Below are 16,665 nucleotides of genomic sequence, written 5' to 3' on the forward strand. Positions count from 1 at the left end.
CTGATCAGCCGATCAGCGCGGTGCGGGGCACGATCGTCGTGGTCGGCCCGGACCGGTCCGCCGGTCCTGCCGATCGTACGAGGAAGGAACGTGGCGCGTCCGACGCCGGCTGCGTGGCGGCGGGCGGGGCCATCCCTCGCTTCTGGCGCTGCTGGGCAAGGAGGCCACCGATACTTGTGATCGCCCAGACGGCGATCAGCAGCAGTGCGCCGACGACCAGGCTCGCGATCACCGTCGCGTAGGGACGGCGCAGATCACGTGGGCCGCGCCGGGACCCGTGCAGGAGCGCGGCCTTGGCCGTGGCAGTACGCAGCGCGTGCGCCTCGACCACCACCCGGTCCCGGCCGTCAGCCACGGCCGAGCCCAGCCCGGTCGTCGGTGATGGTCGCGACCGACCGGCGGTCAGCCATCGTCGTTTGCCCGCTCGGCCTGGTCGGTGCGCTCGGCCTGGTCGGCCCGGTTGGCCTCGTTGGCGGCCGCTACGTCGTCCGGGTCGGCGGGCTTGATGCTCTGGGCCACCGCCACGATCACGTCGGCGAGCACCTGCTCCATCTCGGGGTGCGGTGTCGCGGCACTGAGCAGGGCCGTCCAGGTGGTGCCGGGAAGTGGCAGGAACAGCTGCAACACCATCGAACGGACCCGGGTCAGGCCGCCCGGCGGCACCGTGGACGCGACGTCGCGGTGCAGCACTCCCGGCCCGGTCGGAGTCTCGACCTCCTCCGTCGTGCCGGTGCGCGGCAGCGTCTGCCGGACCAGGGCGAGGCCGGCCGGCTGGGGCGCCGAGTTGAACCAGCCCAGGTGCAGCCCGGCGCTGCCGACCGCACCCGTGGACATCCGCCCCAGCTGCACCAGGCTCAGCGACGCGCCGGCGCGTTGGCAGTCGGCGACGAGCTGCTCCACGAACTGGAGCACCTCCCGGCGCTCGGCGGCGCGCAGCCGTTGACCGAAGAACCGGTCGTCGACCATCCGGGCGGCGCTGCGCTGCCAGGACTCCGGATTGGTGTCGAGCAGCGCCCAGTCTGAGGGGACCCCGATGAACCACGGGAAGTCCGGGTGCGGGGCATGGGGGTTGAGCTTCAGATCGTGGGCGGGCAGCGGATCAAGCATGGAGACGTCGCTCATGCGGCACCCCCTACGATTCGGTGGGGCGCAGCGCGGCGGCGGTCTGGGTGTCGAAGTCGGCGACCATCTTGCCGATCGCACTGGAGAGCCCGCCCCACTCGCCGATGTTGTTCATCAACTCGAGCAGGCTGGTCTTCCATTCGTCCCGAAAATCGGAGATCGCACCCTGAATATCGGCATGATCATCGGTCAGGCCGGCGCAGTCGACCACCCCGCGATGATCCGTCTCCAACTGGTCGGCAAGGGTGGTCAAATTTCCACCTAGGCTCACCAGCGTCGCGTAAGGATACTGAACGTACGTCATCCCGCCTCCCCGTCATCGCTCACCAAGGCTAACAACTCACGTCTATACCGGGGGACCCCGATGACCGAGTACCGACAGATCGGCCGGACGATGGTGCGCGCCCTCGACCCCAGGATCACCGCACGGGTGCGGGTCGAGCGGGAGCGCGACGACATTCTCTCCGCCCGGCTCCGGCCGGGAGTGATCGCCGTGGTCGGGCCGGGCTCGGGCACCGGCCGGTCGACCGTCGCGGCGCTGGTGACCTCGGCGCTGGCCCGCCACCAGGGCACGAGGGTGCTCGCCGTGGACACCGGCCACGGTGGTGGCCTGCACGCCCGGCTGGCGATCCGGGCCGGTGGGTCCACCGAGGTGGTGCTGGCCGGTCTCGGCCTGCGCGGCGCCACCGCTGGTCGCCGGCCGGCGGTGGGTCACCGCTGGCTGCGGGAGCGCCTCGCGCTGGCCGAGCGGGCGATGCTGTTGGCCGGCCCCCCGGGCGACGTCGAACCCCCGGTGACGGCAGCCGAGTACGGCACGGTCTCGGCCACCCTCAGCCGTTGGTTCCCCGTACGTGTCGTCGACACCCCGCCGCTGACCGACGATCCGGTCGTGCCGGCGGTGCTGACCCGGGCCGACCGGGTGGTGCTCGTGGCCCCCAACGACGGGCGCGGCTCCCGGTTGCTTGCCGACTGCCGGTCGTGGATCGCCCCCCTGCTGCGCGAGCCGCTCGACCGGGTCGGCGTCCAGGTGTTGGTCGGCCAGGACCCGCAGCCCGGCGTCGCCGCGGTCGAGCAGTCGCCCGGCGACCTCCCGACTTTCGTCCTGCCGTTCGACCCGGCGCTGCGGACCCCCGATGCGCTGCGCTGGGCCGATCTCGCGGGCGGCACGCAGGAGATCATTCTCGACGTTGCCGCGCAGATTGTGCGAGATATGCGACTCGGGTAGCGCAGAAAGGTCGTTGCGTGTCTATGTTCGAATGACTGTGGGTCGAATCTACGGGAGGGGCTTCGGATGGGTGCGAAGTTTTCGATCACCGACAATGCGGTCAACCAACACTCGTCAAACCTAGACACTTCGGTCGCCGCGCTCAACAGCCAGGCGCGGTCGTTCATCAGCGCGATCGAGCCGTTGCCGGCGGTGTGGAAGGGCTCCGCGTTCCAGAGTTGGGACCAGCTGACGCAGCGCTGGAACACGGCGATGGCTGATCTCAACAAGGCGTTGACCGACATCACGAGCCGGGTCGGTTCGGCGGGGCAGCTCTACGACACCTACCACTCGGAGCAGACCAGCCAGTTGCAGTCGACCATGGGGTCGGCCAACTGGGACAGCGCGAAGTTCCGGGGCTGACGGGAAGGTTACGGGGATCATGGGTGACGTCTTCAGTTACGACGAGTCGACCGCCGGGTCGGCGCAGGGCGACATTGCTTCGGTGGCCAACGGGGTCCAGGCAAGTCTCGATGATCTGACCAACTTCGTCACCCGGGTCAAGGCCAACTGGGAGGGCGACGAGATGGAGATCTACAACGGTATCCAGTTGCAGTGGAACACTGCGGCGGACACCGTGAAGCAGATCCTCGACTCGGTGAAGGGTGCCCTGGGTCAAACCACGACGTCCGTGCAGGAGATGCGCGGCCAGGTGCGGGGGACTCTGCAGGGCTGATCCATTCGTGCGACCGCGTCCGGGGCTCGACCGAGACCCGGACGCGTCGTCGTGGTCCGTGGCGCCGAGCGGGTGGTTGTCCCGTGTCGGGTGCTGCGAGGGATACGAGCTTGTTGGCGTGGACACGGGGAGGTCCTGGCGCGATGGCTGAGTTTCCGGCGCATCTGTTCAGGATGGATGGTGATCCGTCGGCGGTTCGGTCGTCGGCGTCGCGGTGGCAGGGTTTTGGGTCGGCGGCGTCGCAGGCGGCGGGGCAGATCACGGGTTTGGACACGTCGCAGTTCGTGGGTCCGGAGGGGGATCTGTTCCGGGAGGGGCTGAATGCGCAGATGCCGGGGCATTTGCGGGTGACTGGTGATGCGTTCGGCAGGGTGTCGTCGGGGTTGACGGTGTTTGCGGGGTCGTTGTCGTCGTTGCAGGATCGGATGCGTCCGTTGGCGCAGCGTGCGCCGGGTTTGTGGGCGGCGTTGCAGGCCGCCCGGGGGCGGGCTGATCGGGCGAGGCAGGCTGATGAGCATCATGAGCGGGAGGTCGCCGACCGGCCGCCGGAGGAAGCCGCGGCGGCGGCGCCGGATGCGTATCGGTCGGATGCGGGGGCGGCGGGTTCGGCGTTGTCGCAGGCGCAGCGGGACTGGGACGAGTGTGTGGCGCAGGCGGGTGCGTTGCGGGGTGAGTTGTCGACTGCGGTGCGGGATTGCGTGCGGGTGGTCAATGACGCGAAGGGTTTGCGGTTCAAGGAGAACCCGAAGTGGTGGGACCTGAAGGGTCAGTTCACCAACTTCGTCCGAGACAACCAGGAGTTGTTGGCGCAGCTGTCGGGCGCGTTGAAGATCGTCTCCCTGGTCGCGGGTCTGCTCGCTTTCATTCCGATTCTCGCCCCGATCATGGGGCCGATCGCGATCGCTGCTGGTGCTGCGGCTCTGCTGATCGACGCGTCGCTGTATGCGGCGACGGGTAAGGGCAGTCTCACCAGTCTGTTGATCGATACGGTGTTGACGGTCGTGCCCATCGGTCGGCTCGCGATGCTCGGCAGACCGGTCCTGGCCCTGGCCAAGAAAGGACTGCCGACGCTCGCCAAGGGTTTGACCAAGGCGCGGGCGGCGTTGCCGAGCATGCCTCGTCCGAGCATTCCGCTGGGGTTGCGCCGGTGCGCGGGTGATCCGATCGACGTGGCCAGCGGCGAGGTGGTGCTCGCCCAGACCGATGTCGAGCTGCCCGGCCTACTCCCGCTGCTACTGTCGCGCACCCACCTGTCGTCGTACCGGATTGGTAGGTGGTTCGGGCCGTCCTGGGCGTCGACGCTTGATCAGCGGGTCGAGGTCGACGACGAGGGCATCTGCTTTGTCACCGAGGACGGCATGGTCCTGTCCTACCCGACTCCGGCCGGTGTCGGGGCGCAGAGCATGCCCGAGACCGGGCCGCGCTGGCCGCTCACCCCGACTGCCGACGGCTACCGCGTCGACCAGCCGGAGATCGGCCGAGCGCTGCATTTCCACGCGGTGCCGGACCACCCAGAGCCGGAAGGCGAGGGCGAGGATCGTCCCGTTCGGGTGCTGCCGCTGGTTGCCGTCAGCGACCGCAACGGTCATCGGATCGACCTGGACTGGCGCGACGGGGCGATCACCGACGTTCGGCACAGCGGTGGGTACCGGATCGCTGTCGACACCCTGCACGGTCAGGTCGCAGCGCTGAGCCTGCTCGACGCGGAGTCCTCCGGTGAGGCCCGGACTCTCGTGCGGTTCGGTTACGACGAGGCCGGTCACCTCGCGGAGGTCATCAATGCGTCGGGGATCCCGCTGCGGTTCGGCTATGACGACGACGGCCGGTTGGCCCGCTGGCAGGACCGCAACGAGCTGGAGTACCACTACGCCTACGACGAGCAGGGACGCTGCGTGGCCGCGACTGGCTCGGGTGGTTTCCTCTCGGCGCGGCTGCACTACGACCCGGTTGGTCGACAGACCGCGGTGAGTGACTCACTGGGCCACACGACCATCTACGAGCTGACCGACCGCGGCCAGACCCGACGAATCAGCGACCCGCTGGGCAACGTCACGGCCTTCACCTGGGATCGGTTCGATCGGAAGCTGACCGAGACCGACGCCCTGGAGCGGACGACTCGTTATTCCTACGATGACGATGGCAACCTGGTCGAGGTCACCCGCCCGGACGGCGCGCGGGCGACCGCCATCTACGACGAACTGCGTCAACCGGTGGTCGTCACCGGTGTCGACGGTGCGGTCTCGCGACGTGAGTACGACGAGCGCGGCAACCTGACCATGGTCACCGACCCGAGCGGCGCTTCCACCCGCTATCGCCACGACGAGGCGGGCCACCTCGCCGAGGTGACCGATGCGCTCGGCAACACCCTGGCAGTGACCACCGATCCGGCCGGGCTGATCAGCCAGCTCAGCGAACCCAACGGCGCGGTGACCACCTATCGCCGTGACATGGCGGGCCAGATTACCCAGGTGATCGACCCGGTCGGTGGCGTCACCCACCTCGGCTGGACCGTCGAGGGGCAGCTCGCCTGGCGGCGGAGCCCGGACGGGGCGAGCGAGGAGTGGACGTACGACCCGGAAGGCAACCTGGTCACGTACACCGACCAGGCCGGGGCGACCACCGAGTTCGAGGTCGGCCACTTCGACCTGCCGGTGGCGCGTGTCGGGCCGGACGGGGGCCGGTTGACCTTCGACTACGACACCGAGTTGCGCCTGACCACTGTCACGAATCCGCAGGGGCTCACCTGGCGCTACGACTACGATCCGGCCGGGCGCCTGGTCGCCGAGACCGACTTCAACGGCCGCGTACAGACGTACTCCTACGATGCCGCCGGCCAACTCGTCACCCGGAGCAACGGTGCCGGGCGAAGCATCGAGTTGATCCGCGATCCGCTGGGCAACATCGTCGAGAAGCGCACCGCCGAGGGCATCACCACCTTCGAGTACGACCCGGTCGGCCGGTTGCTGCACGCCGCCGCACCCGAGGTTGATCTTCGCTTTGAGCGGGACCCGCTGGGTCGGGTGCTCGCCGAGATCCGAGACGGTCAAGAGGTCAGATCGTCCTACGATGCGCTCGGCCGCCGGACGCTCCGGCGTACCCCGTCGGGGGTCGAGAGTGCCTGGGAGTACGACGCCGGTCACCAGCCCGCGGCGCTGCGCACCGGCGGCGCGACGGTCAGCTTCACCCACGATGCCGCCGGCCGGGAGACCCGCAGGGCGGTCGGCGGTCTTGCCCTGACCCAGAGTTGGGACGCCAACCACAGGCTGCTCTCCCAGATCCTCGTCACCAGCCCGGGGAGTCCGAGGGGCGTGCCAGAGCTCCTCGCTCACCGTGCCTACCGGTACCGTGCCGACGGCTACCTGACCGACATCGCCGACCAGCTCACCGGCGAGCGCCGGCTGGAGGTGGACCGGGCCGGCCGGATCACCGCCGTGCAGGCCGCCGACTGGACCGAGCGGTACGCCTACGACGAGGCCGGCAACGTCGCCGATGCCGAGTGGCCCGACGCCACCGGCGGACGTGGCAGCGCCGGAGGTGAGCGGGAGTACGCCGGCACCCTGATTCGTCGGGCCGGGGACGTGCGGTACGAGCACGACGACGCCGGCCGCGTGACGCTGCGGCAGGTCAAGCAGCGTTCCACCAAGCCCTTGACCTGGCGCTACACCTGGAACAGCGAAGACCGGCTGACCGGAGTGACGACGCCGGATGGCACCCGCTGGCGCTACCGGTACGACGCGCTCGGCCGCCGGGTCGCCAAGCAGCGCCTCGACGCCGACGACGGCGTGGTCGAGCAGGTCGACTTCTCCTGGGACGGCCCGCGTCTGATCGAGCAGACCCACCGCGGCGCGGGCGAGGAACGGACCAGCACCTGGGAGTACGCCCCGGGCACGTTCACCCCGATCAGCCAGACCGACGCGCACGCCGACCAGGACGAGGTCGACCGTCGCTTCTATGCGATCGTGACCGACCTGGTTGGCACGCCGATGGAGTTGGTCAGCCCGGATGGCGACGTCGCCTGGCAGCAGCGGACCACCATCTGGGGCATCCCGACCCACGTCAGCGCCACCGGAGTCGACTGCCCGTTGCGGTTCCCCGGGCAGATCCATGACCCGGAAACCGGCGCTTCGTACAACCACCACCGCTACTACGACCCCGAGGCGGCTCAATACCTCTCCACCGACAAACTGGGGATCAGCGGAGGCCTCAACCCGCAGGGTTATGTCGCCAACCCGGTGCAGTGGACCGATCCCTTGGGTCTTGCGCCCTGCCCCGTCTACAGCAATGTCGTCAATGGTAGGGCGGGCCCTGCCTATGCACAGGTTTCTCCCCAGACGCTGATTGATGCGGCGGCCGGCAGGATCGGCAGCGAGGCGCCACGTAGGTTGCGCCCGGCAGGCTTCCTTGGAGGTGCGAGCGGTCATTCTCGCGGCCACTTGATCGGCAGGCGGTTTGGCGGAGATGGCACGGACATTCGAAACGTAGTCACACAGAGTGAGGCTCTGAACAACGGGCCGATCAATGAGGTGGAAAAGAGGATAGCCGAGCACGTCACCAGTAGCCAGAATAACGTTGTTATGAGCGTTACTCCGGTGTACGAAAATGGTGGCGTCGTGCCTAGTCATGTAATCATCGAAGCCGTGGACGATTTTGGATGGTCGCTGTATGAAAAGGTGCGCAATATATAGGATGTCTGGTGAGTAGGCTGCCGGACCTTCTCGCCCTGTGTCCTCCTCCGGCTGCCGTGGAGCCATCCCATCGCGCGACGGTCGATGAGGGCGTCGAGCTGCCCATCAGTCACCGGCAGATGGTTGCGACCTATGGGGCGGGCTGTTTCGACGAGTTCTTGTGGATCTACGGCGAGGGTGTCGAGCGAGAAGCGCTGAATATCGAGAAGAGCACCCGGGAGGCCCGATCATTCTTGAGTAACGGTCTTCCAGAGCCCCTCGAGGAGTACCTGTCGAGCCTTCGCATCGCCCCGAGTCAGCTCGTGCGGTGGGGTGGGACCGATAATGCCGATGTCCTCATGTGGATCCCGACGGGGCCGGTGGAAGATTGGCCGACTCTCGTATTGGAGGCCCGACAGCTCAGATTCTCGATCGTTCACCTCGAAACCCCAAGTGTGGTCTTCGAGCTGCTGACGAAGTCCCTGCAAATCCCGTTCTTTCCTCCGGACTTTCCCAGTAGCAGTCCCCAGTTCAGCCCCGACCCCTACGTGTGATCCAGGGTCGCTTCGCAGCGTGCCGGCAGTTGCTCACCCCACCCCTGTCCACGCTGTCGACCAGGCGCGGCCATCGGATTCGCCAGCCGCTTGTCGTTCGCGGCTGCCGTTGCCTCCGGTAGGCGACCACCACCCGGCCGTACCGCCGCTGGGAGCGGGAGTGTCGATCGACGTCCTGTTCGCCGACCGGCCCTGAGCGTGCGAGCGGTCGTCTCCACCTCGCCTGCCGATCAGCCCGGTCACCGCGCACCTCACCCCGGTGCAGGCCGGCTGCGGTCCAGATTGTGCGAGATATGCGACTGAGGCAGTGCTCGCAGGTTGTTGCGCTTCTATGTTCGAATGACTGAGGGTCGAGTCACGGGAGGGCTCTCAGATGAGTACCAGACCTTTGATCAACGACAATGCGGGCAACCGGCGCGCCTCTGATCGGCCGTCTCGGTCGCCGCGATGGGCGGCCAGGCGCGATGGCTGAGTTTCCGGCGCATCTGTTCAAGATGGATGGTGATCCGTCGGCGGTTCGGTCGTCGGCGTCGCGGTGGCAGGGTTTTGGGTCGGCGGCGTCGCAGGCTGCGGGGCAGATCACGGGTTTGGACACGTCGCAGTTCGTGGGTCCGGAGGGTGATCTGTTCCGGGAGGGCCTGAATGCGCAGATGCCGGGGCATTTGCGGGTCACGGGTGATGCGTTCGGCAGGGTGTCGACCGGGCTGGTGACGTTTGCGGGGTCGTTGTCGTCGTTGCAGGATCGGATGCGTCCGTTGGCGCAGCGTGCGCCGGGTTTGTGGGCGGCGTTGCAGGCCGCCCGGGGGCGGGCTGATCGGGCGAGGCAGGCTGATGAGCGTCATGAGCAGGAGGTCGCCGACCGGCCGCCGGAGGAAGCCGCGGCGGCGGCGCCGGATACGTATCGGTCGGATGCGGGTGCGGCGGGTTCGGTGTTGTCGCAGGCGCAGCGGGACTGGGACGAGTGTGTGGCGCAGGCGGGTGCGTTGCGGGGTGAGTTGTCCACGGCGGTGCGTGACTGCGTGCGGGTGGTCAACGATGCGAAGGGTTTGCGGTTCAAGGAGAACCCGAAGTGGTGGGATCTGAAGGGTCAGTTCACCAACTTCGTCCGAGACAACCAGGAGTTGTTGGCGCAGCTGTCGGGCGCGTTGAAGATCGTCTCCCTGGTCGCGGGTCTGCTGTCGTTCATCCCGATCCTCGCGCCGATCATGGGGCCGATCGCGCTCGGCACCGCCCTGCTCGCCTCCGCGATCGACCTCTCCATCTACGCCGCCACCGGTAAGGGCAGCCTGAAGACGATCCTGATCGACGTCGGGCTCAATCTGCTACCGGGGGTCGGCAAACTGGCCCGGCTCGGGGCCGGTGCGTTGAAGGGCACCCGCGTCGCGCAGGCCTTCTCCTCGGTCGCCGCCCGGGGTCGCAACATGGGCTCGGTGGCCCGCTGGGGTTTGGCGAACCCGAGGGCCAACGGCATCGAGGCGATCAAGCGGCTGGCCCGACTGGACCCGATCGACATCGCCGGTGGCGACATGGTGCTCACCCAGAGCGATGTCGAGTTGCCCGGGGCGATGCCGCTGCTGCTGTCCCGCACGCACCTGTCGTCGTACCGGATGGGGAGCTGGTTCGGCCGGTCCTGGGCCTCCACGCTCGACCAGCGGGTCGAGGTCGACGACACCGGGGTCTACGTCACCACCGCCGACGGGATGACGCTGATCTATCCGGTCGATGCGGACGGCCGCCCCGACCGGCTGCCGACCGAGGGACCGCGCTGGCCATTGGCGCAGGATCCGGCAGGAGGCAACCACCTGGTCACCGATCCGGTGCAGGGCTGGACGTGGCACTTCGGGCCGGTTCCCGGCAGCGTGGCGAACCAGCTTCCACTGGTCGCGCTGACCGACCGCAACGGTCAGCGGGTGGACGTGCGGCACGACGACAGCGGCGCACCGGTCGAGCTGGTGCACTCCGGCGGCTACCGGGTTCGGGTGCGTACCGAGGAAAATCGGATCGTCGGGTTCGACCTCGCCGGGGACGACACCGACACCGAGCTGATCCGCTTCGGCTACGACGAGTCCGGTGACCTGACCGAGGTCGTCAACTCGTCGGGGACGCCGCTGCGCTTCGACTACGACATCGACGGACGGGTCACCCGGTGGGCGGACCGTAACGGCACCGAGTACCGCTACACCTACGACGAGGACGGCCGCTGCGTCGCCACCTCCGGCACCAACGGCTACCTCACGGGCCTGCTGCGCTACGACACCGAGGCCCGCGTCACCACGGTGGTCGACTCGCTCGGCCACGCCACCGTCTACCAGCTCAACGAGCTGCGCCAGACCGAACGGATCACCGATCCGTTGGGTAACGTCACGGCCTTCACCTGGGACCGCTACGACCGGAAACTGACCGAGACCGACGCTCTCGGGCGGACCAGCCGCTACGCCTACGACGACGACGGCAATCTGGTCGAGTTCGTCCGCCCGGACGGGGCGCGGGCGACCGCCACCTACAACGATCTGCACCAGCCGGTCGTCGTCACCGCCGCCGACGGAGCGGTCTGGCGGCGCGAGTACGACGAACGCGGCAACTTGACCTCGGTCACCAACCCGACCGGCGCTGTCACCCGCCATCGTTACGACGAGGCGGGGCGACTCACCGAGGTGATCGACGCGCTCGGTAACTCTTCGCTGGTGACGACCAACCCGGCCGGGCTGATCAGCCAGCTCACCGAGCCCACCGGAGCGGTGACCACCTACCGACGCGATCGGGCCGGTCGGATCACCGAGGTGGTCGACCCGGTCGGCGGCAGCACTCGGCTCGGCTGGACCGCCGAGGGACAGCTGGCCTGGCAGCGCAGCCCGGACGGGGCGAGCGAGGAGTGGACCTACGACCCGGAAGGCAACCTGGTCAGCCACACCGACCAGGCCGGGGCGACAACAGAGACCGAGTTCGGCCCCTTCGACCTTCCGGTGACGCGTAGCGGGCCGGACGGCGGGCGGTTGACCTTCGGGTACGACACCGAACTGCGGCTCGCCACGGTCACCAACGCCCAGGGGCTCGTCTGGTGCTACGACTACGACCCGGCCGGGCGGCTGGTCGCCGAGACCGACTTCAACGGCCGTACGCAGACCTATACGCACGACGCCGTCGGCCAGGTGGTGGCCCGGACCAACGGTGCGGGGCAGACGATCGAGCTGGTCCGCGACCCGCTCGGCAACGTCGTCGAGAAGCGCACCGCCGAGGGCACCACCACCTTCGCGTACGACCCGGCTGGCCAGCTCCTACAGGCCACTTCACCCGACGCCGACCTCCAGTTCGGCCGGGACCCGCTGGGCCGGATACTCGCCGAGGTCCGCGACGGTCAGGTGGTCGCCTCCTCCTACGATGCGCTCGGCCGGCGGACACACCGACGTACCCCTTCCGGGGTGGAAAGCGCCTGGGAGTACGACGCGGGCCACCGGCCGGTGGGCCTGCGCACCGGCGGCGCGGCGATCAGCTTCACCCACGACGCGGCCGGCCGGGAGACCGGGCGGACGGTGGGCGCCCTCGCGCTGACCCAGAGCTGGGACGGCAACCACCGGCTGCTGTCGCAGATCCTCACCGCGGCACCCGGCGCAGGTGATCCCGCCGGCGGCGTGCCCGACCTCGTCGCCCACCGTGCCTACCGGTATCGGGCCGATGGTCGCCTGGTCAACATCACCGATCAACTGAGCGGTGAGCGTCGACTCGAACTCGACCGGGCCGGCAGGGTCACCGGCGTGCAGGCCGACGGGTGGACGGAGCGGTACGCCTATGACGACGCCAGCAACGTCGCCGACGCGACCTGGCCCGGCGGCTCGGACGGGGACGGTGATGTTCGAGGCGAGCGGGAGTACGCCGGCACCCGCGTCCGGCGGGCCGGGGGCATCCGTTATGAGCACGACGCCGCCGGGCGGGTCGTGCTGCGGCAGCTCAAGCAGCGTTCGGCCAAGCCGCTGACCTGGCGCTACACCTGGGACAGCGAGGACCGGCTGAGCACGGTCACCGTCCCGGACGGCACGCGTTGGCGCTACCGGTACGACGCGCTCGGTCGCCGGGTCGCCAAGCAGCGGCTCGACGCCGACGGTGGTGTGGTCGAGCAGGTCGCCTTCGCCTGGGACGGTCCGCGGCTGATCGAGCAGACCCACCGCGGCGGTTCCGCCGATCGGACCAGCACCTGGGAATATGTCCCCGGCACGTACACCCCGATCAGCCAGACCGACGCGCTGGCCGACCAGGCCGAGGTGGACCGCCGCTTCTACGCGATCGTGACCGACCTGGTCGGTATGCCGACCGAGCTGGTGAGCCTGGACGGCGAGGTCGCCTGGCAGCTGCGAACCACCGTGTGGGGAGTCCCCACCCAGGTAAGTGTCGCGGGTGCGGACTGCCCGTTGCGCTTTCCCGGCCAGATCCACGACCCGGAAACCGGCGCCTCGTACAACTTTCATCGGTACTACGACCCCGAGGTCGCCCGATACATCTCCACCGATCCCCTGGGGCTCGAAGCCGCGTCCAACCCGGACACCTATGTACCGAACCCGCTGGCTCAGATCGACCCATTGGGACTGGCCCCGTACAACCTGGGGAGTTCGGGCGGCGTCCCTGCTAGGCTCCAGGCGAAGGTCGATGCCTTGGCGGCGAGAATGTTCGACCAGAAGACGGCGGCCGGTCTGTATGTCTCAGAGGGGGTGGACCTCTTTGCGGTCGGTGCCCGTTCCGAGATCAGCGGGAAGCAGATTGCCCTGCTGGACGATCTTCAGGCAGCGTTCCGGACCTACCCTGGGCTGCCATCGCCGAAGGAGTTCCCTCTCCTCCTCGGGCGCCTCCATGCGGAGGGTAAAGTGCTGACCGAGTCAGTCAACCTTGCCGCCGATCCCCAGCTCCTGATCGCGAGCAGACCCTTCTGCGAGCAGTTCTGCATCCCCCTGATCGAAACCATGCAGGGCAAGATTATTACTCCGACGATGGCTAGATGGTGACGCCTCGAGATGACCCTCACGAACGAATCAACGAATCCGGCGAAGTTTGCGTCGTTGTGCCTCTCGACCAGCGTGGCCAACAGGGTTTCGGTCGTCGTATCCCTCTTCTTCGGACACCTTGCGGGCATTTACAACACCGACCAGTTCGACGTTCAGCAGGGCGTCGAGCTGCGGTGGCGGGAGCTTGGCGGCCACGGCCGATCCCGATCTCAGCGTCGCGCGGTGACGAGCCACCTGCCCGAGTTTCGGCAGCAGGCGTCCGCGTCCCCGATCCGGGGAGCAACCGCCGTCCTTCCCGCGCTTGACGCGATCGCGGCACTTGTCGACGAGGAGATGGACGAGCGGGAGCGGCTCAAGCTCGTCGTTGCGCACGCGTTCGGCGTCGCACTGGAATTCGATCTCCTGGGCGTTCCTGCTCCCGAGGGCGCGGCCACCTGGGCCGGCTTCGAGTTACGTGGCCAGGCGGCCATTTTCGATGCGCTGAGTCCGAGCAGCCCCGAAGTTTCCGAAGAGTTGGTCTACGAGCTGAGGACCAACTCCGGCATGGAGGCCATGAACTACTGGAGAGCCATCCGAGAATTGCTGCGCAGCCAGGCCTGACCGGCCCTGCCGGGCTCACCGCCGGCCAGAGCCAGCCGAGGTCACGGCGTCCCACATCCGTACCGGAGCCTGACCCGGCAGCTCAGCCGGCGCGAAACAGGGGAAGCGGTTCGCCTCGGTAGCCGAGCAGGTACTGCTCCGGGTCCGCCCCGAGCACCGTGTCGAGGACCGCCCCGAACACGTCGCGGAAGTCGGTCGTCGCCTTCAGGTCGCCGTGGTCGAGGTCGGTGAGGCTTGGTGGTTGGCCGTGGAAGCCGCCGGCCACCCGCGCTCCGGCCACCAGCACCGGTCCGGCGGTGCCGTGGTCGGTGCCGTCGGAGGCGTTGGCGCGTACCCGTCTGCCGAATTCGCTGTAGACGACCACCGCGACCCGGCGGCCGGCGTCGCTGCCGGCCATTCGGTCCACGAAGCCGGTCATCGCCGCGTCGAGTTGGCCGAGCAGGGCCTCCTGCGCGGCCCGTTCGCCGGCGTGGGTGTCGAAGCCACCGAGGCTCACCGAGTAGACGCGGGTGGGTACCCCGGCCTCGACGCAGCGGGCGACCAGGGCCAGTTGCGCGCCGAGCGCCCCGCCGCCGCCGGTGCCGGTCGCGGTGGCGACCGGGGTCGCGTCGGTCGGGCTGGCGGCCGGGGCCACCGCCGCCTGGACCAGCCGGCCCATGTCGACCAGATCGGCGTACGCGGTGGCGGCCCGCGCCTGCATCGCCGACTCGCCGGCCTGCACCCGGCCGAGCGACGCCACCATCGCGGGCGCCACCCAGTCGGGCAACTCCAACCCCTGGTAGCTGACGCAGGCGCCGACCCGCCGCCGTCCGACAAGCAGTGGCGGCAGGACCGGTTCGAAGCTGACCGCCGCCTCGACGGGGGCCTGCGTCTCGTCCAGCCAGCGCCCCACCCAGCCGGTGTCGGCCGGGCCGCTCGGCGCCGCGGTCTGCCAGATGTCCATCGACCGGAAGTGGCTGCGGTCCGGTTTCGGGTAGCCGACCCCGTGCACGATGGCGAGCCGACCGGTCGACCAGAGCCCCTGTAGGCCGCGCATTACCGGGTGCAGACCGTGGTCGTTGTCCAACCGCAGCACCTGCTCCGCCGGGTACGCCAGCTCGGGCCGGGAGGCCTGGTAGGCCGGGTCGGCGTACGGGATGACCGTGTTCAGTCCGTCGTTACCGCCGTAGAGGGTGACGAGCACGACGGTCTCCACCGGACGTCGGGCGACGCGTGGTTCCGGGTCCGCGCTGTCGAGCAGCCGGGACAGGGTGACCGCGCCGGCTCCGGCGGCGAGGGCGCCGCCGCCGGCCACACCGGAGGCGAGCAGGAATCGTCGTCGGGTCAGTCGGTCCATCTCAGGTCACCTGGTATTCCGGGCTGACCAGCCCGAGGGTGAGCATCAGTCGGGAGTTGGTGGTGCCGCGCAGCACCTCGTACGTGCGGTCGGTCCAGGTGTCCACGCAGAGCAGGTGGGCCACCTCCTCCGGGGTGATCCGCTCCGGGCTGAGCTGGCTGGCGAGCTTGCCGGCCAGGGACAGTTTCAACCGGGCGGCGGCCGAGGTCAGCCAGGCCACCCCGGCCGGCCAGCCACCCACACTGGGCGGGGCGAACGGGCGTTGCCCGAGACCGCCGAGCCCGTCGAGCAGCCCGGTGACCGTCTCCGCCGGGAGGGTGGCCGGTCGCAACCCGAGTTGCCGCAGCGCGCCGACCAGCCACTCGACCGGCTGTTTGACCATTGTGGCACGGGTGCTCGGGAACGTCTCGTCGGCCAGCAGCACCCGCAGCATCGGCAGCGGCTCGGGGAAGGCGGCGGCCATCTGCTCCCTGGTGCGTTCCGGGATCGGCTGGGTGCTGGAGGCGTATCGGTGCCAGAGCCGGGCGGCCACGAACCGGGGGCAGGCCTCCTGGTCCAGCACCAGATCGGCCAGGCTGTCGGTGGTGAAGTGCCTGGTCACGCCGAGGATGCTCGACGCGCCGTCGTGGTGGCGTCGAGGGTCGAAGACCGAGCGCTGCCCGGCGAGGTCGATCCACCAACCGGTCAACGCCAGGCCGGCCTGTTGCACGTCGGATTCGGTGTACCGCCCGAGGCCGAGGGTGAACAACTCGAAGAACTCCCGGGCGAGATTCTCGTTGGGGGCTTCTCGGCTGTTGAGCTGGCCGTCCAGCCAGTAGACCAGGGCTGGATCGACGATCATCCGGTGGGCCATGTCCCGAAAGTCGCGGGATTCCCGCAGGGTGAGGTGCTGGGCCAACATCAGCTGCGGGCTCTTGACCTTGACGATCGAGGTGGCCCAGTGGCCGTGCCAGAAGAAGAGCAGCTTCTCCACGGCCTGCTGGTCGGCGACGGTCATCCGGTCCAGCCACCACTGGGTGAGGCTGCTCGCCTGTGCTCGACGTCGCCCGTCGGCTTCGACCCGCTGCGCCGGCGTCGGCTCGGGTGTGCCGACGTACGGGTCGGGGCCGAGCGGGGGCAGGGGCGCTCGGGTCGCGCCGATGTCAGGCCCCGTGGGGGTGGTCAGCGCGGCCAGGGTGGCGGTGTAGCCGGCCCGCCGTGCTGCCGCCAGCTCGTTGGCGGTTGGTCCGAACCCCGTTCGGCGTAGCAGCAGAGCCACGTCGTCGGTCATAACGACACCATGGTGGAACCCTCAGCGGGAAGCGGCATTTCACCATCATCCGGAATTCCGCCCGTCGGCGACGGGTCGAGCCGCGCCCCGACGATACGTCCCTGATGGACGTACCGCATAGAGTATGGACGATCGTTGTCCGCGGTGGTGATCCGATGTCCGTTTACTGACTTCTGTCGACTGTGGTA

12 protein-coding genes are annotated in these 16,665 nt (G+C 68.9%); 7 read left to right on the top strand and 5 right to left on the bottom strand.

What is annotated here, in order from left to right:
* Nucleotides 1–4 precede the first annotated feature (4 nt).
* Genes ACLQ29_RS06470 through ACLQ29_RS06480 form a run of 3 tightly spaced genes read right to left on the bottom strand, consistent with a single transcriptional unit; the run spans nucleotide 5 to nucleotide 1,426 of the window.
* A complete protein-coding gene (locus ACLQ29_RS06470) occupies nucleotides 5–355 on the bottom strand; it encodes a hypothetical protein (protein WP_425770727.1) in 351 nt (116 codons plus the stop codon).
* A gap of 47 nt (nucleotides 356–402) precedes the next feature.
* A complete protein-coding gene (locus ACLQ29_RS06475) occupies nucleotides 403–1,122 on the bottom strand; it encodes a hypothetical protein (protein WP_425770728.1) in 720 nt (239 codons plus the stop codon).
* Between the two features lie 10 nt (nucleotides 1,123–1,132).
* Nucleotides 1,133–1,426 carry a hypothetical protein gene (locus tag ACLQ29_RS06480; protein ID WP_425770729.1) on the bottom strand — a complete coding sequence of 98 codons (294 nt, stop codon included), beginning with the start codon at nucleotides 1,424–1,426 and terminating at the stop codon, nucleotides 1,133–1,135.
* A 60-nt stretch (nucleotides 1,427–1,486) separates the two neighbouring features.
* Between ACLQ29_RS06480 and ACLQ29_RS06485 the strand changes: the two genes are divergently transcribed.
* The 7 genes from ACLQ29_RS06485 to ACLQ29_RS06515 all read left to right on the top strand — a co-directional run bounded on the left by ACLQ29_RS06485 (nucleotide 1,487) and on the right by ACLQ29_RS06515 (nucleotide 13,871).
* Nucleotides 1,487–2,347: a hypothetical protein gene (locus ACLQ29_RS06485; protein WP_425770730.1), complete on the top strand. Its 861-nt coding sequence runs from the start codon at nucleotides 1,487–1,489 to the stop codon at nucleotides 2,345–2,347.
* Between the two features lie 66 nt (nucleotides 2,348–2,413).
* Complete coding sequence (locus ACLQ29_RS06490; RefSeq protein ID WP_357080014.1) at nucleotides 2,414–2,749, top strand: WXG100 family type VII secretion target; 336 nt, start codon at nucleotides 2,414–2,416, stop codon at nucleotides 2,747–2,749.
* A 19-nt stretch (nucleotides 2,750–2,768) separates the two neighbouring features.
* Nucleotides 2,769–3,062: a WXG100 family type VII secretion target gene (locus ACLQ29_RS06495; RefSeq protein WP_393373663.1), complete on the top strand. Its 294-nt coding sequence runs from the start codon at nucleotides 2,769–2,771 to the stop codon at nucleotides 3,060–3,062.
* A 173-nt stretch (nucleotides 3,063–3,235) separates the two neighbouring features.
* Nucleotides 3,236–7,747, top strand: a complete 4,512-nt coding sequence (locus tag ACLQ29_RS06500) for a DUF6531 domain-containing protein (RefSeq protein ID WP_425770783.1) — start codon at nucleotides 3,236–3,238, stop codon at nucleotides 7,745–7,747.
* Between the two features lie 8 nt (nucleotides 7,748–7,755).
* Entirely contained in the window at nucleotides 7,756–8,280 is a 525-nt protein-coding gene (locus tag ACLQ29_RS06505) for a hypothetical protein (RefSeq protein WP_425770731.1), read from the top strand.
* A 494-nt stretch (nucleotides 8,281–8,774) separates the two neighbouring features.
* On the top strand, nucleotides 8,775–13,271 hold the full coding sequence (locus ACLQ29_RS06510; RefSeq protein WP_425770784.1) for a DUF6531 domain-containing protein: 4,497 nt from the start codon (nucleotides 8,775–8,777) through the stop codon (nucleotides 13,269–13,271).
* A 9-nt stretch (nucleotides 13,272–13,280) separates the two neighbouring features.
* Entirely contained in the window at nucleotides 13,281–13,871 is a 591-nt protein-coding gene (locus tag ACLQ29_RS06515) for a hypothetical protein (protein ID WP_425770732.1), read from the top strand.
* Nucleotides 13,872–13,953: 82 nt separating this feature from the next.
* Here the strand turns inward: ACLQ29_RS06515 and ACLQ29_RS06520 are convergent, their stop codons facing one another.
* Complete coding sequence (locus tag ACLQ29_RS06520; protein WP_425770733.1) at nucleotides 13,954–15,207, bottom strand: DUF1501 domain-containing protein; 1,254 nt, start codon at nucleotides 15,205–15,207, stop codon at nucleotides 13,954–13,956.
* Nucleotide 15,208: 1 nt separating this feature from the next.
* Nucleotides 15,209–16,477, bottom strand: coding sequence for a DUF1800 domain-containing protein (locus ACLQ29_RS06525; RefSeq protein WP_425770734.1), 1,269 nt, complete (start codon nucleotides 16,475–16,477; stop codon nucleotides 15,209–15,211).
* Between the last annotated feature and the right edge of the window lie 188 nt (nucleotides 16,478–16,665).

This window comes from Micromonospora sp. DT228, assembly GCF_049841595.1.
In the GTDB taxonomy this organism is placed as follows: domain Bacteria; phylum Actinomycetota; class Actinomycetes; order Mycobacteriales; family Micromonosporaceae; genus Micromonospora.

Excerpts from the sequence above, each read along its gene's own strand:
- ACLQ29_RS06475 (WP_425770728.1), bottom strand. The coding sequence starts at position 1,122 with ATGAGCGACGTCTCCATGCTTGATCCGCTGCCCGCCCACGATCTGAAG.
- ACLQ29_RS06480 (WP_425770729.1), bottom strand. The coding sequence starts at position 1,426 with ATGACGTACGTTCAGTATCCTTACGCGACGCTGGTGAGCCTAGGTGGA.
- ACLQ29_RS06485 (WP_425770730.1), top strand. The coding sequence starts at position 1,487 with ATGACCGAGTACCGACAGATCGGCCGGACGATGGTGCGCGCCCTCGAC.
- ACLQ29_RS06490 (WP_357080014.1), top strand. The coding sequence starts at position 2,414 with ATGGGTGCGAAGTTTTCGATCACCGACAATGCGGTCAACCAACACTCG.
- ACLQ29_RS06495 (WP_393373663.1), top strand. The coding sequence starts at position 2,769 with ATGGGTGACGTCTTCAGTTACGACGAGTCGACCGCCGGGTCGGCGCAG.
- ACLQ29_RS06500 (WP_425770783.1), top strand. The coding sequence starts at position 3,236 with ATGGATGGTGATCCGTCGGCGGTTCGGTCGTCGGCGTCGCGGTGGCAG.
- ACLQ29_RS06510 (WP_425770784.1), top strand. The coding sequence starts at position 8,775 with ATGGATGGTGATCCGTCGGCGGTTCGGTCGTCGGCGTCGCGGTGGCAG.
- ACLQ29_RS06515 (WP_425770732.1), top strand. The coding sequence starts at position 13,281 with ATGACCCTCACGAACGAATCAACGAATCCGGCGAAGTTTGCGTCGTTG.
- ACLQ29_RS06520 (WP_425770733.1), bottom strand. The coding sequence starts at position 15,207 with ATGGACCGACTGACCCGACGACGATTCCTGCTCGCCTCCGGTGTGGCC.
- ACLQ29_RS06525 (WP_425770734.1), bottom strand. The coding sequence starts at position 16,477 with ATGACCGACGACGTGGCTCTGCTGCTACGCCGAACGGGGTTCGGACCA.